Source organism: Gemmatimonadota bacterium (assembly GCA_009692115.1).
Classification (GTDB): Bacteria; Gemmatimonadota; Gemmatimonadetes; order Gemmatimonadales; family GWC2-71-9; genus SHZU01.
Window position 1 is genome coordinate 81,264 of the sequence record SHZU01000005.1, and the last position, 18,647, is coordinate 99,910.

18 protein-coding genes and 1 tRNA gene are annotated in these 18,647 nt (G+C 63.6%); 6 read left to right on the forward strand and 13 right to left on the reverse strand.

The window, feature by feature from the left end; all coding sequences use genetic code 11:
* Positions 1 to 2: 2 nt before the first annotated feature.
* From EXR94_07540 to EXR94_07590, 11 genes are all read right to left on the reverse strand, one after another.
* Positions 3 to 947, reverse strand: a complete 945-nt coding sequence (locus EXR94_07540; GenBank protein MSR02577.1) for a hypothetical protein — start codon at positions 945 to 947, stop codon at positions 3 to 5.
* Positions 948 to 997: 50 nt separating this feature from the next.
* A complete protein-coding gene (locus tag EXR94_07545) occupies positions 998 to 1,825 on the reverse strand; it encodes a rhomboid family intramembrane serine protease (GenBank protein ID MSR02578.1) in 828 nt (275 codons plus the stop codon).
* A complete protein-coding gene (locus EXR94_07550; protein ID MSR02579.1) occupies positions 1,819 to 2,835 on the reverse strand; it encodes a D-alanine--D-alanine ligase in 1,017 nt (338 codons plus the stop codon). Before EXR94_07550 ends, EXR94_07545 begins: the two co-directional genes overlap by 7 nt.
* A 16-nt stretch (positions 2,836 to 2,851) precedes the next feature.
* Positions 2,852 to 3,259, reverse strand: a complete 408-nt coding sequence (locus tag EXR94_07555; GenBank protein ID MSR02580.1) for an energy transducer TonB — start codon at positions 3,257 to 3,259, stop codon at positions 2,852 to 2,854.
* Complete coding sequence (mutS, locus tag EXR94_07560; protein ID MSR02581.1) at positions 3,256 to 5,859, reverse strand: DNA mismatch repair protein MutS; 2,604 nt, start codon at positions 5,857 to 5,859, stop codon at positions 3,256 to 3,258. The genes EXR94_07555 and mutS overlap by 4 nt, the downstream gene beginning before the upstream one ends.
* 2 nt (positions 5,860 to 5,861) lie before the next feature.
* A complete protein-coding gene (locus EXR94_07565) occupies positions 5,862 to 6,737 on the reverse strand; it encodes a hypothetical protein (protein ID MSR02582.1) in 876 nt (291 codons plus the stop codon).
* On the reverse strand, positions 6,719 to 7,774 hold the full coding sequence (gene holA, locus EXR94_07570) for a DNA polymerase III subunit delta (GenBank protein MSR02583.1): 1,056 nt from the start codon (positions 7,772 to 7,774) through the stop codon (positions 6,719 to 6,721). The genes EXR94_07565 and holA overlap by 19 nt, the downstream gene beginning before the upstream one ends.
* Before the next feature lie 74 nt (positions 7,775 to 7,848).
* The gene (locus EXR94_07575; protein MSR02584.1) at positions 7,849 to 8,394 is read right to left on the reverse strand and encodes an NUDIX hydrolase; all 546 of its coding nucleotides are present in this window, start codon (positions 8,392 to 8,394) and stop codon (positions 7,849 to 7,851) included.
* A 7-nt stretch (positions 8,395 to 8,401) separates the two neighbouring features.
* Positions 8,402 to 9,016: a YdcF family protein gene (locus tag EXR94_07580; protein ID MSR02585.1), complete on the reverse strand. Its 615-nt coding sequence runs from the start codon at positions 9,014 to 9,016 to the stop codon at positions 8,402 to 8,404.
* Positions 9,001 to 9,210 (reverse strand): hypothetical protein, encoded by a 210-nt coding sequence (locus EXR94_07585; protein ID MSR02586.1) that lies wholly within the window; start codon positions 9,208 to 9,210, stop codon positions 9,001 to 9,003. Before EXR94_07585 ends, EXR94_07580 begins: the two co-directional genes overlap by 16 nt.
* Before the next feature lie 12 nt (positions 9,211 to 9,222).
* Positions 9,223 to 9,864: a uracil phosphoribosyltransferase gene (locus EXR94_07590; GenBank protein MSR02587.1), complete on the reverse strand. Its 642-nt coding sequence runs from the start codon at positions 9,862 to 9,864 to the stop codon at positions 9,223 to 9,225.
* A gap of 234 nt (positions 9,865 to 10,098) precedes the next feature.
* Between EXR94_07590 and EXR94_07595 the strand changes: the two genes are divergently transcribed.
* Positions 10,099 to 10,917, forward strand: a complete 819-nt coding sequence (locus EXR94_07595) for a hypothetical protein (protein ID MSR02588.1) — start codon at positions 10,099 to 10,101, stop codon at positions 10,915 to 10,917.
* A 10-nt stretch (positions 10,918 to 10,927) separates the two neighbouring features.
* On the opposite strand, the gene EXR94_07600 is transcribed toward EXR94_07595, so the two are convergent.
* The gene (locus tag EXR94_07600) at positions 10,928 to 12,157 is read right to left on the reverse strand and encodes an alkaline phosphatase family protein (protein ID MSR02589.1); all 1,230 of its coding nucleotides are present in this window, start codon (positions 12,155 to 12,157) and stop codon (positions 10,928 to 10,930) included.
* A 92-nt stretch (positions 12,158 to 12,249) separates the two neighbouring features.
* On the opposite strand from EXR94_07600, the gene EXR94_07605 reads away from it, so the two are divergent.
* The 5 genes from EXR94_07605 to hrpB all read left to right on the forward strand — a co-directional run bounded on the left by EXR94_07605 (position 12,250) and on the right by hrpB (position 18,123).
* Positions 12,250 to 12,322: transfer RNA gene (locus tag EXR94_07605), tRNA-Phe, on the forward strand.
* Positions 12,323 to 13,105: 783 nt separating this feature from the next.
* Positions 13,106 to 13,306: a hypothetical protein gene (locus EXR94_07610; GenBank protein MSR02590.1), complete on the forward strand. Its 201-nt coding sequence runs from the start codon at positions 13,106 to 13,108 to the stop codon at positions 13,304 to 13,306.
* An 87-nt stretch (positions 13,307 to 13,393) separates the two neighbouring features.
* The gene (locus EXR94_07615; protein ID MSR02591.1) at positions 13,394 to 14,404 is read left to right on the forward strand and encodes a fatty acid desaturase; all 1,011 of its coding nucleotides are present in this window, start codon (positions 13,394 to 13,396) and stop codon (positions 14,402 to 14,404) included.
* Positions 14,405 to 14,473: 69 nt separating this feature from the next.
* Positions 14,474 to 15,640 (forward strand): class I SAM-dependent RNA methyltransferase, encoded by a 1,167-nt coding sequence (locus EXR94_07620; protein MSR02592.1) that lies wholly within the window; start codon positions 14,474 to 14,476, stop codon positions 15,638 to 15,640.
* The gene (gene hrpB, locus EXR94_07625; GenBank protein ID MSR02593.1) at positions 15,637 to 18,123 is read left to right on the forward strand and encodes an ATP-dependent helicase HrpB; all 2,487 of its coding nucleotides are present in this window, start codon (positions 15,637 to 15,639) and stop codon (positions 18,121 to 18,123) included. Before EXR94_07620 ends, hrpB begins: the two co-directional genes overlap by 4 nt.
* Here hrpB and EXR94_07630 read toward each other — a convergent pair.
* Entirely contained in the window at positions 18,120 to 18,641 is a 522-nt protein-coding gene (locus EXR94_07630) for a dihydrofolate reductase (GenBank protein ID MSR02594.1), read from the reverse strand. The two genes, hrpB and EXR94_07630, sit on opposite strands and share 4 nt — an antisense overlap.
* Between the last annotated feature and the right edge of the window lie 6 nt (positions 18,642 to 18,647).

Genomic DNA, 18,647 nt, shown 5'->3' on the forward strand with positions numbered 1-18,647 from the left:
CCTCAAGCGGTTCGGACGTCACGGGCCGCGTCATCGGCGGCCTCGAAGGCGGCGGCGGGCATCCGGATAGCAGTCCGCAGGCCGTGCTCGGCTACCATGGCCTCGACCATTCGGTAGCCCAGGTAGTAGCCCGACCGCTCCGGGAGGACCCGACCCAGGGCCAAGCGGGCGCCCGGTGTCATTCCGCCGGACAGAAAACGCAGCCGGAGACCGATCCCGGAGCGGTCGAGATCATGGTGAGCGGCCCGTCGGATGAACGACTCGAACTCCCGCATCCGCTGAAACTGCCGTTTCGGATATCCGAAGTAGTCGGAGAGGTCGTGTCCGGGTGCGAGGACTCTTGAGGCGTGAACAGCCAAGCCCTCGTTGACGAGGTGCTCCCGGAGCGGTGCCCGGCCCGCGGCCACCCAGTAGTCGTAATACCCGCCGTTGTCGGCCACTAGTTGCCGGAGACTGCTTTCGCTCGTTGGCGAGGTGTAACGCACCGTGTGGGCCAACTCATGGGCCACCCACAGTGGAATCAATTCCGGCGAGAGGCCGAGCCCAAAGGTGGTGGGATTGACCTTGCCGGTAAAATGCTCAACGCAGATGAATGCGGCGCCACGACCGTTGACCACGAGCTCACCCGCGTTCGCGGCGCCGACCCCGACCATGAGATAGACGTCTGTCGGGCGGTCGATGCCGAGGGCATCGGTGGCACGCTCAATCGTTTCCTCGACTTGCTGAGAGATCTTGACGGTTTGCAGCAAGGCCTTCAGGTCGGTTCGATCGGCGCGAAGCGTGGTTGCGATGACCTCCGCTGCGTGCGGGCTTTCGAGGTCGAGGACGTAGTTGCCCCAATAGGCCGACAGGATGGCGCGATGCGACTCCAGATACCGATAGTAGGCGGCTTCCCGATTGGACGAAGCGAGGATGTCGAGAAAATCTGGGAGGAGGTTGATGAGCACGGCACAGAATACGGCAGTCGTGTAGTAAAAATCAAGATGGCAAGGCGAATTCAGTGCTGTTCGCGCCGCTTTCGCTCCGATGCGTCGCCCAAAACCTTCCGCTCCTGGAACGTGAGGCTGTCAATGCCGAGCTGGGCAATCTTGTCGAGGACTTGATTTACCTCCTCTTCCTTCGCCTCATGGCGGCGATGATCTGCCGGAGCCGTAGGCTCCCGCTCCGAGGCCGCTTCCCGCATTCGCATGGGTGTGACGACGGGGCGGCGGGCCATCGGGATCGGTCGAGCGGTCGGCTGGCGGCTCGCCCGGGTCTGAAGGCGAAAGAAGACGTACCCGGCGAGGGCGCCGCCGAGGTGGGCGAGGTGGGCGACGCCACCGGTCCCCGCCAAACCCACGGCAATGTCCAGGGCGATCAGGCCACAGAAGAGAGATCCGGCCTTGATCGGGACCGCCCGAATCTCAGCGGCGGGCCACAGGAGCACACAACCAAGACCGACGCCGAAGGTGGCCCCGGCCGAGCCGGAAAACGGATCGACACGAACTAAGGCCGCGAGTCCCAGGGCGAGAAGAGCGGCGCCGACCCCACAATAGAGGTAACTGGCAAGGAACCGGGCCCCGCCGAGCCGACGCTCGACCGGCGACCCGAAAAGGGAAAGGACCAGACTGCTCAGCGCGAGGTGAAAGATGTTGTCGTGAACGAAGATATAAGTGAGCGCCGTCCACGGCCGGGCGGAGAATCCTTCGGGGTCGAACTGCAGCGCCGCGAAGAACCGGGGAGCGGTGAATACGGTCGCCAACAACACCCAGACCACCCCGTTGAAAACGATCAATCGGGTGACCCAAGGGGTCAGTCTGGCGGTCCGGCCGTCTTCCTTCACGATCTAACCTTACCACGACCTATCGCGGCGAGGCAAATCCGCTCGCAAAGATCAGGGAAGTCGATTCCGGCGGCCCGGGCCGACTGGGGCATTAGACTGGTTGCCGTCATTCCGGGCAGGGTGTTCACCTCAAGGCAACTGAGCTCCCCGGCAGGGGTAAGCCGGAAATCGACCCGGCTATAGCCTCCCAATTTCAGGGCCTCGTGAGCGGCCAGCCCGAACGCCTGGCATTGGGCGACGATCCCTGGGGGCAAGTCGGCCGGAAAAATCTCTTCGGCCATTCCCGGGGTGTATTTGCACTCATAATCGAAGATCTCGTGCCGAGGGATGATCTCACCAACTGCCAGGGCCTTGCCGTCCAGAATCCCGATGGTCAGCTCTCGGCCTGGCACGAAGGTCTCGAGCATCACCTCGTCGTCGTACTGAAAGGCGAGGCGGATCGCCTCCCCAAGGTCCGCCGGATTTTTGACGACACTGAGCCCGACCGTAGAGCCCTGTTTACTTGGCTTGACCACCAGGGGCCATCCGAGCCGGTCACCAAGGCGCTCCCGGGTCATGGGGGCCATCACCCAATCGGCGGTTGGAATCTGGGCCGATCGGAACAGTTTCTTGGCGAGGTCCTTGTCCATGGCCAAGCCGCTGCCAAGAGCGCCACTCCCCGTGTATGGAACTCCCATGACATCAAGCACGGCCTGAATGGTCCCGTCCTCGCCCCGGCCGCCGTGGAGGGCAAGGAACAGCACCTCCGCGTCGCGGACGACCGGAAGCCCGGCCAAGCCTGAGAGGAGGAGGCCCCGCTCGAGATCGGTCAGCTGCTGGTTGGATGGAGGTGCGACGCCGACCGCGGTGACGAGGAGCTTCGACTCGGCGGCCTCCGGAACGAAGCCGCGAGCGGTATCGACGACCGCCACGACGTGACCGCGGCTCCGGAGTGCCGCAACGACCTGTGCCGCCGAGGCGACCGCCACGTCGCGTTCGGCGGAAGTGCCACCCGTCAGGACGGTGACTTTCATGATGCGACGCACTGGTTCATCGAGGATTTCCTTGGCGTCCTGGGGCTCGAAAACTGAACGGCTGAAGGAAGAACGTGGCGACCGGCTTGCCGTCCCGAAGGGCCGGGGCGTACCGAAGTCTCGGGCCGGCCGCCAGGGCGGCCGAATCCAAGGCAGGATACCCGCTCGATTCCTGGACGGTCACTGACTCCGGTTTGACGAGCCCGGCTGAATCGACCCCAACCCGGAGGATAACCGTGCCCCCGATCCGTTGGGTCAACAGCGCTTCCGGGTAGCCGACGGGCGCGTCGGCGTTGAGCGGGATCGGCGGCTCATCGCGACGGCCTGGAACTGGTCGGTTGGCGGGCAGGGTCACGGTCGCCTCGGGCTTGGCATTGCATCCTGTGCCGATCAGGACCGCCAGCCACATCCAGGACGGAATCACCGGCTCGGTCCCGCCCGAAGCTTGAGATCCGCCAGCCGGTTCAAGGCTTCCAGGGGCGTGAGGGCATCGACGTCGATCTTGGAGATTTCATCGCGGATGGTGTCGACCGGCTGCATTGCCCGTTCCCCGCCGAAGAGCGCCAACTGTCCCACGTCGATGCGGGCAGGTTTCCCGGGAACCACGCGGTGTTCGTCTTCGAGGGTCAGGAGGACCTCTTTGGCCCGTCCAACCACCTCGCGAGGCAATCCGGCCAACTGGGCCACGTGAATCCCGTACGATCGATCGGTGCCGCCGGGTTCGAGCCGATGCAGAAAGACGACCGTATCGCCGGTTTCCCGCACAGCGACGTTCATGTTCTTGGCGTGAGCCAACCGTTCGGGCAGTTGCATCAGCTCGTGGTAGTGGGTGGCGAACATGGTCTTGCACCCGATCCGATCATGTAAGTACTCGCTCACGGCCCAGGCGATAGCCACCCCGTCATAGGTCGAGGTGCCCCGGCCGATTTCGTCGAGGAGCACCAGACTCCTGGCGGTCGCGTTGTGGAGGATCGCACTGGTTTCGCTCATCTCGACCATGAACGTCGACTGGCCACGGGATAGATTGTCACTGGCCCCCACGCGGGTAAAGAGCCGGTCAACCAGGCCAATCGATGCGGCGCGAGCGGGGACGAATGACCCGATTTGGGCCAGAATGACCACCAGCCCGATCTGGCGGAGGATTGTCGACTTGCCTGCCATGTTGGGTCCGGTGACCAACTGGACCCGACTGGCGGGTTCGAAACGCACGTCGTTGGGAATGAACGATTCGCGCGGCATCATCCGCTCGATCACGGGGTGCCGGCTCTCGTCAAGTACGATCTCAAAGCCGTCGTGCACCCGGGGGCGTACGTATCGGTTGAGGACTGCGATCTCCGCCAGGCTGGCCCAGACGTCAAGATGGGCTAAGGTCCTGGCCGTCTTTTGGATTCGGGCAATCGCGCCGCCCACCTGACCCCGGAGCGTGGCGAACAACTCGGCTTCCCGAGTCGTCATCCGCTCCTCCGCACCGAGAACCTTGGCCTCATACTGCTTGAGCTCAGGCGTCACGTACCGTTCCGCGGTGGCCAGGGTCTGACGGCGCTCATAATCCGCCGGGACCCGGCTGGCATGGGCGTGGGTCACTTCGATGAAGTACCCGAAGACTTTGTTGTACCCGATCTTGAGCGACGGAATCCCGGTTCGGTCGCGCTCCCGCTGCTGAATCGAGGCGATGTACTGTTTTCCGCCATCGCGGAGCCCGCGGGCTTCGTCGAGCTCGGCATCGTAGCCGGCTCGAATTACCCCGCCGTCGGCGAGGTTCATCGGGGGCCGATCCTCCAACGCCGTCGTGAGTACGGCGGCCACGTCGTCGAGCCGATCCAACTCTTGGGCCAGGCGAGCGAACGGGTGGGTCGGGGAGTCGGCCGGTGTCAGCGACTGAAGCACGGCCGCCACCTTCGGCAGGCGATGGCAAGAATCCCGGAGGGCGGCCAATTCCCGCGGGTTGGCCCGGCCGGCGGCGGCCCGCCCCGCTAGGCGCTCGAGGTCACGAACCCCGTCGAGCGCTGCGCGCGCGTCGAAGCGCTCGGTCGACCGCCGGACCGCGGTTTCGACCGCATCAAGCCGATCGTCGATCATTGCCACATCCCGGAGGGGCGAGAGCACCCACTGGCGTAGCAGCCGGGCCCCCATGGGCGTGACCGTTGCATCGAGCGACTCAAGCAGTGTCGTGCCGCGGGCCCCGATCCGAAGCGGCTCCACGAGCTCGAGGTTCCGGCGGGTCATTTCGTCGATCCAGAGAAAGCGCTCCGAGCGCCGAATCGTGGGCCGGAGGAGATGAGAGAGGCCGCTGGGCTGCAACTCGGCGAGGTAGCGGAGCAGCGCGCCGGCTGCTCCGACCGCCGCGCCGTCCTCAGGTTCGATACCTAAGCCGTCCAGAGAGGCCAGGGCGAATCGACGGGTCAATTCTTCGCTCGCCAATTCGGCGTCGAATTCCCACCATTCACGGTTGGTCCGCATGGTCGTGGCTTCGAGGTCAAGCCCGGCTTCCACGACCGACACTACCTCGGAGGGGGCCAACCGGCCAATGGCTTCCGCCAGCTGGTGGCGCGGAACGGATTCGAGCACGAACTCGCCGGTCGAGAGATCGGCGGCGGCGAGCCCGGCCAACGCGCTGGGATTCCGCTTGTCGCCTGGGTGGACGGCAACCAGGAAGTTGTTGCGGCCGCCCGCCAGCCAATCTTCTTCCAAAAGGGCGCCCGGGGTGACGGTCTCTACGACCTCGCGGCGAACGATGCCTTTGGCTTTTCTCGGGTCTTCGACCTGCTCGCAAATCGCGACCCGGTGACCACTGGTGACCAATTGCTTCAGGTACTCAGCCGCTGCCTTGACGGGGACCCCAGCGAGCGGAACGCCGTCGCCCCGGGCGGTCAACGTGATGTTGAGCACCCGCGAGGCCAACTCGGCGTCATCAAAGAACATCTCGTAAAAATCGCCCATCCGGAAAAACAAGATCTTATCGCGATGGTGCGATTTGATCTCCTTGTATTGCTTGAGGAGCGGCGTGTCTTCCGAGTGGGACAGGGTCACTTGTCCGCGACGACGAACGACTGACCGCCGAGGCGGGCCCGGATTTTGGTGACGGCGGCCTGGGCCTCGTTTCGGGTGGCGAAGGGACCCGCTCTCACCTTGAAGAACCCGCCTTCACGAACGACCGTGGCGGCATAGCCGATGGCTTTGAGTCGCCGGATCGTTTCGCTGGCCTTGGCCTGGGTGGGCGCGGCAATGACCTGGACTCGAAATCCCTTGGCGATCGGGGCCGGAGTGGGCCGGGATGGTTCGGTCACGGCCGGCGGTGGGACGCTGTCCGCCACCGGCGCCGGTGTCTTCTGAATCAACGCCGCGCATCGCTGTTTCTGATACTGAAGCTGGTTCTTGACTTCGACATCGTCGGTGGCGGAACCGAAACCCAGGTCCGCGATCCGGCAGGCCTCGGGGCCGTTATCAAGATCGCCCGCCGCCCGGGCGCCCCAGAACGCCGCTACGGCGATCAGCGAACTATTCGGGTAATCGGCGAGGAGCCGGGAGAACTGGGAGAGCGCGGCACCCGGGTTGCTGTTGGCATACTCAACCTGGCCCATGAGCAGCAGGGCGTCGTCGGCCCATTCGGACGTCGAGTATTCGACGATCACCCGCCGGAGCGAGATCCGCCGGTCGAACTCGGTGGCCGCGACCAGCCCTGCCGTGAACAGGAGTTCGGAATAGAGCGAGTCGCTCGGTTCGGTCCCCGCCAACGCTCGGCGAACGATGCCCCGGGCCGAATCTGCTAAGCCCCCCTGGGCCAACCGGACCACCGCAACCAGTCGGGGGTTGGTCTGGGCCGCCAGGCGACTCGGCATCAAGCCGGGGAGCGTCAGGACTCCGAGGGCGAGCGCGAGAATCTTCATGCGGCGGCTTGCCATGGCAGGGTCAGCTCCATCACCAGATCAAAGAGAATGGCCTGCTCGTCGGAGACGGTGGTGCTCTTGCAGCGTTCGTCGGCGCGCCGGAGGGAGGCCAAGGCAAGCTCAATCCGTCGGGGGGACCACGACGGCGCCAGACGACTCCACTCCGCGGCGGCCTCGTCATACGACATTCGCGTCGACGGTCGGGCTCGAAACAGGGTTTGTTTGATCGCGCCGGCCAGCGCCCCACCCCGAGTGCCGCGGTCGTAGAGCGATCGAGCCAGGCCGAGCCCCACGACGCTGGTGCCGAGCAGGGTGACCAGGGAAACCCCAGACACGCCGGGCTGAGCCAGAAGATGGGGCAAGATGCCCACCGCTCGTCCGCCATCGCCACCGAGCACCACGTCCCGCCAGTCGGCTGCGGTTTCGCCATGCCGGACGCCGAGGAACTCCGAGACTCGCTCCAGCGTCAAGGGGCCTTCGCCCGCCAGGCCCGCCAGCTTCTCGAGCTCGCTGCGGAGGGCGGATAAGCCCCCGCCAGTGGCCCGCACCATATGCTGGGCGGCCCGGTCCTCGATGACCACGCCGCTTCGCTCAGCGTGGAGCAACAACCATCGCTTGGCGCGGTCCTCGGGAAGGAGCTCGGCGGCCACGGCCACGGTCCGGCCGGCCAGGTCGTCATCGATCTCCGCTTCGCCGGAGCCTTGGACCAAGATCAAGATCGTTTCGGGAGCGGGCCGCTCGAGATACCTGAGCACCGTGGTCTTGGCTTTGGCCCGCTTGTTCCAGGCCTCAACATCGCGAATGATGGCCACCCGCCGCTCGGCCATCATGGGGAGCGACTGGCAGAGAGTCTCGGCGGCTTCGGGGTCGAGGTTGGCGGCGGAGCGTTGATCGAAATTGAAGTCCTTGAGGGACGGCTCCAGCGTCCGGGCGATGATCTCGGATACAGCCTCCTCCTTAAGAACATCTTCGGCGCCGTGGAGGTAGATGGCGCTCGGAATGTCCCCTTTGAGGAGCGCTTTGAAGAAGGCGTCGTACGTCATTTTCGGCATGGACGGGGTCCGACCCTTTGAGTCGATTTCCTAGACAGAATCTAAGCTCGGGATCGACTGCCGGCGAGGCAGCGCTACCGGTTCAGTCCCCTCAGGAAACTTTGGACGAAGAGCAGGGCCGTGAGGGATTTTCCATCACGAATCTCCCTCCGGCGGATCATCTGGCCGATCGCCGACCAGCGAAATTCGTGGATCGAAATGAACTCATCCTGCTCCGGGGCCGCCGCACCCGGGGTGAGGTCGGTGGCGAGGTACAGGTGGATCCTCTCGTCGGTGAACCCCGGGGCTGTAAAGATGTCGGTCAAGAACGCCAGCGAACCGGCATGATATCCAGCTTCCTCCACCAACTCGCGATGGGCACAGGATTCAGGCGCCTCACCGGGGCCGAGGGTCCCGGCGGGAATTTCCCAGATGAGACCGTCGGCGGCGTGCCGAAATTGTCGGATCAGGACGATCCGGGGGTCGGGGTCGGTGACTCGGTCGAGCATCGGAATAACGGCCGCCGCCCCCGGGTGCCGAATCATGTCCAGGGATCCCTCGGAACCATCTGGAAACCGAACCGCGTCCTGGTCCAGTTTGATGACCCGTCCGCTAAAGACTCGTTGGGATGAAATCAGCATAGCAGTCCTATCTAGTACTTATCATGGCCCGGATCCAGACCGCGGGGATTTTTGCGGCTTCGCGGGCGAGATAGCCGAGCTCCGCCTGGCTTCCTGGGGCTATTGGACTGGCGGGGGCCGGACTGGTGTAGGCTTGGATTGGCCACCTGGTGGCCTCGATCCGAAGCCTACCGAGGTGAAAGGCGTCACTGACCAGTAAGACCCGCTCGGCATTGGCTCCGATCGCCCAACGCCCGACCGCCCCCATCGAGGCCTCGGTGGATTCTCCTTCTGGAAGGGAGACCAAAGAATCCGGCGGAACCCCGGACCCCGCCAAGTATGCCGCTTCGACTTGGGCTTCGCTCTGGGTGTCGCCGGGGTGGGTTCCACCGGTCAGAACGATTCTCGGAGCCAGGCCCTGCCGGTAGAGGGCTAAGGCGTGGTCGACCCGGGCCTTGAGTACCGGAGACGGTCGACCGTTGTACTGGGCTGCGCCCAGGACGACGATGGCATCGACCGGCCGTTGCTGGTCGTCGCGGCTGACCGTGTAGACCCAGGCAAAGGCCGCCGCGTAGGCCACCCCGATCGCCGTGCCGAGCCGGGCTACCACCCGCCTGAGCGGACGGATTACAGCAGAAATGATTCACCGAGGCGGGGGATGGTGACCTCGCCGACGCCGCACTCTTTGAGAATGATGGCCATGGCAGCTGCGGCCTCGGTCCGTTTACCCTGAAACAGGCCGGCGTCGAGCAAGACCTTGGCGCCGGCCGCCTCAACCAAGTGCATCGAGCCCGTCACTTCTCCAGCGGCTCCCCAGAATGTTACGCGGATACTCACGACGATCCCTTTCTAGCGGGTGCCAAACAGCCGATCGCCGGCGTCGCCCAAACCCGGGAGGATGTATCCCGATTGGTTGAGTTCTCGGTCGAGCCCCGCAGTATACACAGGCACTTCGGGATGGGCGGCCTCGAGGGCTCGAACCCCTTCCGGAGCGGCGACCAGACACAGAAACCGGATCCGGCCCGCTCCGGCTTCTTTGAGTTTGGCCACCGCCGCGATCGCCGACCCCCCGGTCGCCAACATCGGGTCGAGGAGGAAAAAATCGCGATCTCGGCCCTCGGGGATCTTGAAGTAGTAGCTGATCGGTTCCAAGGTTTCATGATCCCGGTAGAGCCCGATATGTCCGACCCGGGCCGACGGGATGAGGTGCAAGATCCCGTCCACCATCCCGAGTCCAGCGCGTAAAATGGGGACCAGGACGAGTTTCTTGCCGGCGACCCGGTTGGCCTCCATCCGTTCGAGGGGGGTCTCCACCTTGAAGCGCTCGGTCGGAAGATCGCGGGTGACCTCATAGGTCATCAGCATGGCGATTTCACCCAAGAGCTGACGAAAGTTCTTGGTGGCGGTGGCCTGGTCCCGCATGATCGCCAGCTTATGTTGAATCAGCGGGTGATCGAGGACAGTCAGGTTGGGATGGCTCGGGTGGACCATGGCAGGAATATGGGGCCACCCCGGACACGCGGCGAGGGGGCCCCTGGGCCCCGCCCGCCTCAACACATTGGGAGCGAACCATGAAAAGCGAGGTCGTGACCTTGGTACTGATGGCCGCTCTGACCAACCACACCTAGGCCCAGCCGAATCCATTCAAACTTCCCAAGTCGAACCTCAAAGCCCCGGTGACGTACCAGTTGACCGGCGATCAGAAAGGCACCTCGGAGACGGCCTTTGACGGCGGCCTCGATCAAGATGATGGGGAAGGAAACCAAGGCGTCAGACTGGACGATGATCACCGAAGACTCGATGTACACTGCCGATCTGAACAAGAAGGAGGGGTATGCCGGACCAAATCTGCTGCCCCACTACGCCAAGGCGTATGACGGACTCGACGGCAGCGGCAAGTCACGCTTCCATGCCAACATGAAGGAAATCGGGGCGCTAGTGTCGAAGGCCTTCAACATCAACTCGATCGGGTCGCTCGGGGACAAACTTGGGGAGCAGACGATTGCCGGTGAGGTTTGTGAGAACCACAGGTTCCTGAGTTTTGAGGTCTGCTCAATGAAGCGGGGCCCGCAAGTGTCCCTCAAGACCACCGGCGATCTGGTCTGCTTCCGGTTCGAACAGACCGCCACCTCAGTACCCCTCTCGGCACCGTCGAGTTCCGTCTGGGAAAAACCGGCCGGCATCGAGTTCAAGTCAATGCCGGGGCAAGACGCCGACTCGGCGGCTCGTGGCATGGTCGGGTACCTCGCCAGCCAACAGCTTTCGGATTCACTCGCGGCCGCCAAGGCCGAATTGGAGAAAGCCAAGGCTGAGGCGGCCGTGAGCGGTGAGCCGAAGGCGGGGGAGGCCCGTCCGATGACCGATGAGGAAAAGGCTCAAAGGAAGCAGGCCTGCGAAATGTTGAAGAACTTCGACATGAACAAAGCCCTGGCCGGTGCGTGGAAGGAAACGAAGAAGGCGCTCGGGAACGCGGCGGTCGACGCGGCCAAACAAGGTGCCACCAGCCGGCTGAAGGGCCTGATCAAGAAGCCGAAGATCCCCTGAGAGGGCCTGACTACCGCAGCACCGCCCGCACCGAATCGAGGGCTCCGTCATTGGCCGCCGGCCGGAGCCCCATCAGATGGGCTATCAACCCATAGACGTGAATGCTCTGGAACGGGGGGACGACCGTGCCGGTTCGGAACGCCGGGCCACTCGCGATGAACGTCGCCGCCATCGAGGCCAGGGCGTTGTCGTATCCGTGGTTGCCGAGGTCGGTCATGGGGCTGACCCGCCAGCGTTGCCGGGTGGAGATCGTCCACCCATCGTCGGCGAGGGCCAGGATTGGCGCGATGCGCCGATTGCTTTGAAATTGGAACCGAGCCGGAATTTCCTGGCGTCGATACACGCTGAGCTTGGGATGGGCATTGACCAAGCCCCGGAAGATCATCTCGGTGCGCCCTGGGCCGGGATCGATCGCGGTCGCGGGAGCGAGGTCGGCGATCTCTCCGGGTTCAATCGGAACGTAGTCATCGAGGTAGATCACTCGGTCCGGTGAGATGGCCGTCATGCCGTGGTCGGACACGACGATCAAGTTGGTTCTCTGGAGCTGCCCACGACTCTTGAGACTGTCGATCAAGCGGCCAATCGCGGCGTCCGTCTCACCAATGGCCGAATCAACGGCCGCCGACTCGGGCCCCCGCCGATGGCCGACCAAATCGACGCGATTGAAGTACAGTGTGACCAAATCGGGGGCCTGGCCTGGAGGGAGCGCAAGCCACTCCAGTACTTGATCAACCCGCGCGGCACTTGGGAGCCGGGGGTCGAAGACTCGCCAGTAGTTCGGCCGAATCCCTTGGATCGCCCCTTCCGACCCGACCCAGAACATGGTGGCCGCGCGGCGGCCTTGTTTGACGGCCGTCAGCCAGATCGGCTCGCCGCCCCACCAGCGAGGATCACGATTGCTGACCGTATCGGTGGTGGTGAAGCGCCCGATGTCCGGATCGGTCATCGAGTTGGCCACGATGCCGTGGTGCTCGGGGTAGAGGCCCGTGGCGATGGTGTAGTGATTTGGAAAGGTCTTGGTGGGAAAGGCCGGGATCAGTTGCTCCGCTCGAACGCCGGAGGCGGCCAACTCCCGGAGCCGAACTGCGGCCGGCCGATTGAGGTAATCAGGGCGAAAGCCATCGATCGAAATCAGGATCAACACCCGGCCTTCCGCCGGACTCGGCGGGGTCCGGGGAGGGGTGAAAGCAGAGCAGCCACCCATCACCAGGGCGAAGCCGAGTCCGGCGAGAGCTTTCATTCGGTCGGTATGGCGTTGTCGGTGAAGGAGTTACGTAAGATGGACGGGGGCTAGATCGGGCGCAACTTCGAGTCTATATTCCTCGCCCTCAAGGCTGGGTAGCTCAGTTGGTAGAGCAGCGGACTGAAAATCCGCGTGTCGGGGGTTCAATTCCCTCCCCAGCCACTTGTTTCACAACGACTTACGATGTCTATCGGGTCGATAAAAACTGACTACACAACGACTACACAAAAGGGGGAACGGATATCCGTTCCCCCTTTGCCTTACCCTCGAGAGTCGATGTAGTCAGTATTTCACTACACCAACACTGAGAACTCCCGATGTCGACTGACCCCAAAGAATATCAACTAATCGTGACGAAAGTCCTCGACGAACTGAGTGAGAGATTTTTCATCCACAAAAGATCCACCATCAACAAGTCTGACAATCTGGAAACGGGTTGGGGTGGAAGACGAAGAACCACCATCAACTCCACCTTCATCACGGAGAAACCAACTCGAGTAGAGATGGAACGTGAAGTGAATGGAATACTCGAAGACATTCTCTAGGATATTCGATGACTTACTGGTGGAATCTCTTTAAATGACCAAAGAACAAATCGCTGAAGCGCAAACGCTCTCGACTGCGTTCAAGCCGACGAAGAAGCCGTAGAATCACAATATCATCGCACCAAAGAGAAACGCCCCGACTCATCATCGGGGCGTTTCGTTTAAGAGTGCTTGTGGCTGCGTAGCTACTTCTTATCGTAGACCGTTATCGACTTTGTGGGTTTCCCCGCAGCATCGGTGCCCGTGCACGAGGATGTCATCGTCGTGCCACCAGCCGAAACCACTAAAACCCCGACTCGAATCGGCAGACGCCGCGGGCGAAGCAGCGAAGGGCACCCTAAGGCCAAGGGTCGGGTAAAAGACTCGGCCGAAACGACTGACCCGAACCGTTCTCGCGGGCATGGCGACCTCGCCGGCCTCAGTGGCCCTGTCAAAGGACCTGAAGAAGCGGGGATGGACCTTCGTGGGTCCGACGACGATGTACGCCTTCATGGAGGCGATGGGGCTCGTCAATGACCATCTGCACGGTTGTCATTGTCGCCCGGATGCCGCCGAGGCGCGGAATAGTCTGACCACCCCGGGCCGGCAACGTCTTGTGTAAAGCCATATTTGGCATCACGTTATGCAGCAGAGCCTCCGCCGAGGCTCTCGATCGATTAGATTGCAGGTGTCTTTTTCTCCTGGATCCATGACTACTTCAGACGTTACGGGCAGATGGCGGGAGTTGGTTGTCAAGTACCAACAGCCGATCAACCGGGCCGCGATCACCCAAATCTGCACCACAATGATTCCGCTGGTGATCGGGCTGGTCTTGATGACGCTCGCCATGAAGGTCCACTACGGGCTGGTGCTCTTACTGGCGATCCCGACGGGTGGTTTGCTGATCCGGACGTTCATCGTGATGCATGACTGCGGTCACGGATCGTACTTCAGCTCACGGCGGTGGAATGATATCGTCGGTTTCATCACCGGGGTCATGACGTTTACGCCCTACATCCAATGGCGGCGCGACCACGCGATCCATCACGCCACGTCGGGCAACCTCGACAAGCGGGGCTGGGGCGATGTCGCCACTCTCACCATCACTGAGTACATGGCCCTGTCTCCCATGGGGCGGTTTAAGTACCGGATCTACCGAAATTCGTTTTTCCTGCTGGTATTCGGACCGGTGTTCTTGGTTATCAAACATCGGTTTCCGACCCCCGGCCCGATGACGACGGCGAAGGAACGGTTTAATGTTCACGCGACCAACATCACCCTGGTCGCGGTCGCCGTCCTGCTCGGTTCCCTGGGGGCGCTCTACGAGGCCGCCGCCATCTACCTGCCGGCCTTCATGGTGGCCGGGTCGGCCGGCGTGTGGCTTTTCTACGTTCAGCATCAGTTTGAGGACGCCTATTGGAAGCCGGCTCAGGATTGGGATTATGCCACCTCGGCGCTCAAGGGTAGCTCGTATCTCAAACTGCCGAAAGTCATTCAGTGGTTTACTGGGAACATCGGGCTGCACCACGTGCATCACTTGAGCCCGCGAATCCCGAACTATCGTCTGCAGCAGTGTCACGACGAGCATCCCGAACTCCAAAACGTGCCGACCATCGGCTTCTGGCAGGGCATCCGGGCGCTTGGCCTCAAGCTCTACGATGAAGACGCCCGCCGGCTGATCGGATTTGGCGAACTTCGAAAGCGGCTTGCGAACCGCTAAAGTTCGGGAGTTGAAGCAGGGGCGGCCACCAGCCGCCCCTGCTTTTTTTCCGCCATCGCGGGGCTTTAGTTGACCGAGACTCTTTTTGCCGGCTTCGCGGTGACCCACCCGGGGCTTGAGCCGGTGTTGGCTTCCGAACTGATTCGTTTGGGTCTGGCGCCCGGGGAACCAGTGGCCGGTGGCTGCCCTTTCAACTCGTCGTTTGAACAGATCGTCTTGGCGAACCTCTGCCTCAGGACCGCCACCCGGGTGCTGGTGCGGGTCGCCAGTTTCCGAGCCCGCTCGTTCATTGAGTTGGAACGGCATGCCAAACGGGTCGATTGGCCCCGGTTCTTGGGACAGGGGGTGGCCGTCCATTTTCGGGTGACCAGCAAGAAATCAAAGTTGTTCCACGAGAAAGGCATCGCCGAACGACTGGCGAAGGCGGTGCTCGCCACGGGCGGAGGCGTCGACATTGCGGCCAGCCGGGCCGGGGCCGATCTCGAAGAACGCGACGTCGCGATTCCGACGACGATCCAGCGGTTCGTGGTCCGGTTTCACTATGACGAATGCACGATCAGCGCGGATACCTCAGGCCCGTTGTTGCACCGCCGGGGCTACCGCCACGCCTCCGCCAAGGCGCCGCTCCGCGAGACGCTCGCCGCCGGGCTACTACTCAGCAGCGGGTGGGATGGTTCGACGCCGCTGATCGATCCCATGTGCGGATCGGGAACGATCCCGATCGAAGCCGCGCTGATCGCCCGCCGCCTCGCACCAGGGCTCGCTAGGCGGTTTGCCTTCGAGCAATGGCCGGGCGTTGATCCGACGCTCATCGCCAAGATCCGATCTAAGGTCGCGTCGGTCGCGCTCGCGAAGAGTCCGGTTCCGCTGATCGGGAGCGATCGTGATGGCGGCGCGGTGGCGGCTTCACGGGCAAACGCGTTGGCTGCGGGAGTGGGTCCGGACGTGGAATGGCGACAGGGGGCGGTGTCGACACTGTCACCGCCGGACCCGCCAGGTTGGATCGTGATCAATCCTCCCTATGGCGCCCGGGTCGGCGACCGCACCAAACTCCGGGATCTTTACGCCCAGTTTGGGAATGTGCTGCGGCGCGTGTGCCCGGGTTGGCGGGTTGCCATGATCTCGGCCGACCGCATTCTCGAGGGCCATGTCGGGCTCCGATGGCGGAACATCGGGACGACCGACAACGGCGGCATTCCGGTTCACTTCCTTGCGGGCGAGGTCCCGGACGAATGACCGAGGCGTTGCCAATCGAGGGGGTCTTGCCGGCGCTGTTCCGAGCGCTCGACGGGTTCGGGGCTGCGGTGCTCGTGGCCGAGCCGGGTGCGGGCAAGACCACGGTCGTGCCGTGGCGACTCCTCGATGCCCCTTGGTTGGCCGGCAATCGAATCATCATGCTCGAACCGAGACGAGTCGCGGCTCGAGCCGCGGCCGCCCGCATTGCGTGGCACCTGAACGAACGAGTGGGGCAGACGGTCGGCTATCGGGTCCGATTCGACACCGTCGTCACCGCCCACACCAGAATCGAAGTCGTCACCGAGGGGGTTCTGACCCGGCTGTTGCAGAACGATCCTTCGCTCGAGGGGTACGGGATCGTAATCTTGGACGAATTTCACGAGCGGAGCCTTCCGGCCGATCTCGGCCTGGCGCTGGCGCTGCAATCAAGGGAAATCCTCCGGCCGGACCTCCGCCTCCTGGTGATGTCGGCGACCATCGACGCGCCGGCCGTGGCGGCGGTCCTCGGTGGCGCGCCGGTCATTGACGCACCAGGCCGGATCTACCCAATTGAGACCCGGTTTCGGCCGGCCAAGTCCGAGCAACGGCTCGAGGCCCACGTCGCGTCGGTGGTCCGGGAGGCCGTGGCGGAAGAAGACGGCGATGTCCTGGTGTTTCTTCCCGGGGTTGGCGAGATCAACCGGGTTCAGGCCTTTCTCATGGAAACGGGGCCGGCGGTGCCTGCGTCGGTCCTGCCGCTCCACGGGATGCTCAGTTCCGAACAGCAGGACGCCGTACTCGCCGAGCGGACTGGGCGCCGCATCATTCTGGCTACCTCGATTGCCGAAAGCAGTCTGACCGTGCCGGGGGTCAGGATCGTTGTCGATGGGGGCCAGATCCGCGCCCCGCGATTTTCTCCGAGAACCGGAATGTCCCGGTTAGAGACCAATCGGGTCACCCGGGCGTCGGCCGATCAGCGTCGGGGCCGGGCGGGGCGCACCGGGCCGGGCATCTGCTACCGGCTCTGGTCTGCCGGCGAAGATCTCGGTCTGTTGGCTCACCGGGTCCCCGAGATCCTCGGGTCGGACCTTGCCTCACTCGCGTTGGATCTGGCGGGGGCGGGTGTCGCGGATGCTCGGGACCTTCGGTGGCTGGATCCGCCGCCGGCGGCGGCGTTGGGCCAGGCCCGCGAGCTTCTGAGACTTCTCGACGCGATTGATGCGGAGGGTCGCCTGACCCCGATGGGACGAGCCATGACTCGACTGGCGTTACACCCGCGTCTGGCCCACATGGCGGTGCGAGCGAGCCAGGTTGGGCTCGGTGGCTTGGCGGCGGTGATGGCGGTCGTCCTGTCGGACCGGGACATTGCCCGCCGGACCCATCCCCATGAGATCCCCGATGTCGATCTCCGGCTCCGAATCGACGCGATCGCCTCGGAACGTCTCCCGCTTGGGTTCGATGTCGACTGGGGGGCTGTTGCCCGCGGCCGTCGCGAGGTCAAGGTATGGCGTGAACGGCTTGGTGTTCGGGAATCGGGTCGCCCGTCGGCCGAATCGGCGGGTCGCCTATTGGCCTGGGCCTACCCCGATCGGGTCGGGCAGGGACGGGCGGGCCAGTCCGGCAGGTTCCTGCTCCGCAACGGTCGAGGGGCGTCGATGCCGGCGACCCAACCATTGGCACGATCCGACTACGTTGTCGCGGCTGAACTGGATGATGCGGGGGTGGAAAGCCGGATTTCAATTGCCGCGCCGCTCGATGCCGAAACGTTCAAGGCACTCGTGGTGGCCGACGGCCGATTGGAGCAGGCGGTCGAATGGAACGGGAGCAGGCGCTCGGTGCGGGCGGTCGAGCGCCTGATGCTGGGCGCGCTGGTGATCGAGGAAAGGCCGGTGCGAGCCATTGACCCTGTGCTGGCCAGCTCCGCCGTGTTCGAAGGCGTGCGCCGGGATGGGATTGCCGTGTTACCATGGTCGGCGTCGGCGATCAAAGTGCGGCAGCGATTGGCCTGCCTGCATCAGGTGGATCCGGCCTGGCCCGATCAAAGTGACGAGTGTCTCCTGGCCGAGCTCGAGCATTGGTTGGGTCCCTCAGCGCACACCGGCGATGTGAGCCGAATCGACTGCGGCCAATTGCTCTTGGGGCGACTGGCGGCCGACCAGCGGAATCGTCTGGATCGGATGGCACCTGACCGGTATGAGGTGCCGACGGGATCGAAAATCGAGATCGACTACCGGGATCCGGCGGCGCCGGTGCTGGCGGTCAAACTCCAAGAGATGTTCGGTGAGACGACGACTCCGACGATCGCGGATGGACGATTGGCGGTCACCGTCCATCTCCTCTCGCCGGCCGGCCGCCCGCTTCAGGTCACGCGCGACCTCGCCGGATTCTGGCGAACCAGCTACTTCGACGTTCGCCGCGAGATGAAGGGCCGCTATCCGAAACACCCGTGGCCCGACAACCCACTCGAGGCCACTCCGACCCGCCGCACCAAGCGCAGGGCCTAGGCGGTCAGGACCCGGTAGTCGAGCGCGACGATGCCGGATTTCTCATAGACATGGGTCTTGGTGAGGGCAAGCTGTCCCCGGACGGCCCCTGAGGGGAGGAGCGGGATGCCGGCTCCCAGCAGAATTGGGACGACCGCCACTTCAACCGAATCGACGACTCCAACCCCCAGCAGACCCTGGAACAGCGATCCCCAGCCAAAGAGCCCAATGTCTTTACCGGGCTGCTGTTTCAAGGCATCGAACGCCGGTTTCGAGACGTCGTTCATGATCGTGACGTCAGGATGGTCGGCTTGGACCAGCGTCTTGGAAACCACAATCGATCGGATACCCGGCATGCCGACATTGCCGATTTGTCGGGCAACCTCGTAACTCTTCCGACCCATCAGCGCGGTGTCAAACGCGCTGAACATCACCCCGAAATCGATATCAGGGTCCATTGGAATCCAGTCGTACTCCCCCAGAGGTCCGGCGATGTAGCCGTCGAGGCTCATGGCCACAGAATAGCGAATGCATCGCATGGGGGC

Bases quoted from the DNA above. Each gene is read 5' to 3' on its own strand.
- EXR94_07575 (MSR02584.1), bottom strand. From the start codon at position 8,394: ATGCTGATTTCATCCCAACGAGTCTTTAGCGGACGGGTCATCAAACTG.
- EXR94_07615 (MSR02591.1), top strand. From the start codon at position 13,394: ATGACTACTTCAGACGTTACGGGCAGATGGCGGGAGTTGGTTGTCAAG.
- holA (MSR02583.1), bottom strand. From the start codon at position 7,774: ATGCCGAAAATGACGTACGACGCCTTCTTCAAAGCGCTCCTCAAAGGG.
- EXR94_07590 (MSR02587.1), bottom strand. From the start codon at position 9,864: ATGGTCCACCCGAGCCATCCCAACCTGACTGTCCTCGATCACCCGCTG.
- EXR94_07630 (MSR02594.1), bottom strand. From the start codon at position 18,641: ATGCGATGCATTCGCTATTCTGTGGCCATGAGCCTCGACGGCTACATC.
- hrpB (MSR02593.1), top strand. From the start codon at position 15,637: ATGACCGAGGCGTTGCCAATCGAGGGGGTCTTGCCGGCGCTGTTCCGA.
- EXR94_07600 (MSR02589.1), bottom strand. From the start codon at position 12,157: ATGAAAGCTCTCGCCGGACTCGGCTTCGCCCTGGTGATGGGTGGCTGC.
- EXR94_07610 (MSR02590.1), top strand. From the start codon at position 13,106: ATGGCGACCTCGCCGGCCTCAGTGGCCCTGTCAAAGGACCTGAAGAAG.
- EXR94_07565 (MSR02582.1), bottom strand. From the start codon at position 6,737: ATGGCAAGCCGCCGCATGAAGATTCTCGCGCTCGCCCTCGGAGTCCTG.
- EXR94_07550 (MSR02579.1), bottom strand. From the start codon at position 2,835: ATGAAAGTCACCGTCCTGACGGGTGGCACTTCCGCCGAACGCGACGTG.